Here is a 1,733-nt window from a genome sequence, read left to right on the forward strand (position 1 = left end):
CTCGGCGAGGTGTTTCACCTCGTCGGCGACGACGGCGAACCCGTCGCTCCCGCCGCCGTTCCCGCCCGCGCGGGCCGCTTCGATGTTGGCGTTGAGGGCGAGCAGGTTCGTCTGCTCGGCGATGTCGCCGATGAGGTCGACGATCTCGCCGATGTCCTCCGTCCGCTCGTCGAGCTCTTGGACGGTCCCCGCGGCGGAATCGAGCGCCTCGCGGGACTCGTCGACGCGCTCGATCGCGGCCTCGGCCGTCTCCTCGCCGTCGTCCGCGATGTCGGCGGTCTGCTCGGCGACCTCGACGACGGTCTGCGTCGAGGAGGCGACCTCCTCGATCGTCGCCGAGAGGTCGTTCATCTCGTCGGACACCTGCCGGAGCATCTCGCGCTGCTCGTCGGCGCCCTCGGCGATCTCAGTGACCGACCGGCTGACGACCTCGCTCCGGTCGGCCGCGGTCTCGACGCCGTCGACCGTGTTCGCGCTCGCGGTCGACACCTCTCCGGCGAACGACCGGACCTCGCCCATCGCCTCGTCGATGTCCTCCATCATCCCGTTGAACGCCTCGCCGATCTGCGCCATCGCCTCGCTCTCGCTTTCCGCGTCGAGGCGGACGGTGAGGTCGCCCCCGGCCGCCCGGTCCATCGCGGCGCTGTAGTCGTCCGCCTTCGTCTCTAAGTGGCTGTTCAGCCGCTCGACCTCCTCGCGACGCCGCTCGACCTCCGCCTTCGCGGTCTCGACGTCCTGTATCTCCGCCTGCTTCTGTTCCGCCAGTTCGAGCTGCTCGCGCGCCGTCTCGCGCGACTTCTCGATCGAGTACCAGTTGACCACGAGCGCGCCCGCCAGCGCGGTGACGAGCGCCGCGTGGATCCCGCCCCAGACGATCGGATTGGCGATCGCGACCGAGTGGTTGTAGACGAGGCTCGCGTCGATCAGCCCGAAGATCGCGTGACCGACCGCGACGTACGTCATCCCGAGCGCGAACGGGAGCCAGTCCTCGTACACCGCCACCACGGCGATGAACACGAAGAAGTGGATGTGCGCCTCGATGTACCCGCCGGACAGCTTCACGAGCGCCATCGAGATCGTCAGGCCGCTGAACGTCGCGAGGAGCGTTCTGGTTCGCCGATCGAACCGCGGCCACGCGGCGAGCAGGCCCGTACCGACGATGACCGCCAGCATTCCGCCGAGCATCCACAGCGGCGTCGCCGGGATCCGTGCGCCGGTGACAGACTCCGTTCCCTCGTAGAGCCCGAGGACGACCAACAGCGGGAGTTGGAGCGCGATGACGATCAGAATGTTCCGGTGCCGCGGCCCCCACATCTCCTCCGGCATCGAAGTGCCGTCGGGGATGTAGCGGATCACGTTCCGAACGCTCTCCGTCAGGCCGCCCGACCCGCCAGCATCTACCCCGGTCGCAGTCTCTGCCATAGCCGGCGGTTGTCGTATGGTTTAAAAACACATCGCCTCTAAGTATTGCGCCTGATAGCCCCGCTTAGCGCGCGTAGCGACGCTACCAAACTCGTGCCACCCGAATCCGCGGGTTTTGTTACCGGCCCAATTTTCCGATATATTAGCGTCGGCCGAACGGGTCCGATCGATCGGCGGCGTCGATCGCTCGGCCCGCGATTCCGCTCTGTGAGTCGAGCCGCGATCGAGCGCGGGGCCGACGACTTTTATATCCGCCCGGCCCGCCGTACGGCCGTGACGCTCGATCCGATCCACGTCGAGAACATCGCCCA

At 67.5% G+C, this 1,733-nt stretch carries 1 protein-coding gene; it reads right to left on the reverse strand.

The window, feature by feature from the left end:
- A partial coding sequence (locus U4E84_RS16830; RefSeq protein WP_322533255.1) for a methyl-accepting chemotaxis protein occupies positions 1-1,422 on the reverse strand: 1,422 nt, incomplete at its 3' end.
- Positions 1,423-1,733: the final 311 nt, after the last annotated feature.

It is taken from the genome of Halorubrum sp. AD140, from assembly GCF_034497445.1.
In the GTDB taxonomy this organism is placed as follows: domain Archaea; phylum Halobacteriota; class Halobacteria; order Halobacteriales; family Haloferacaceae; genus Halorubrum.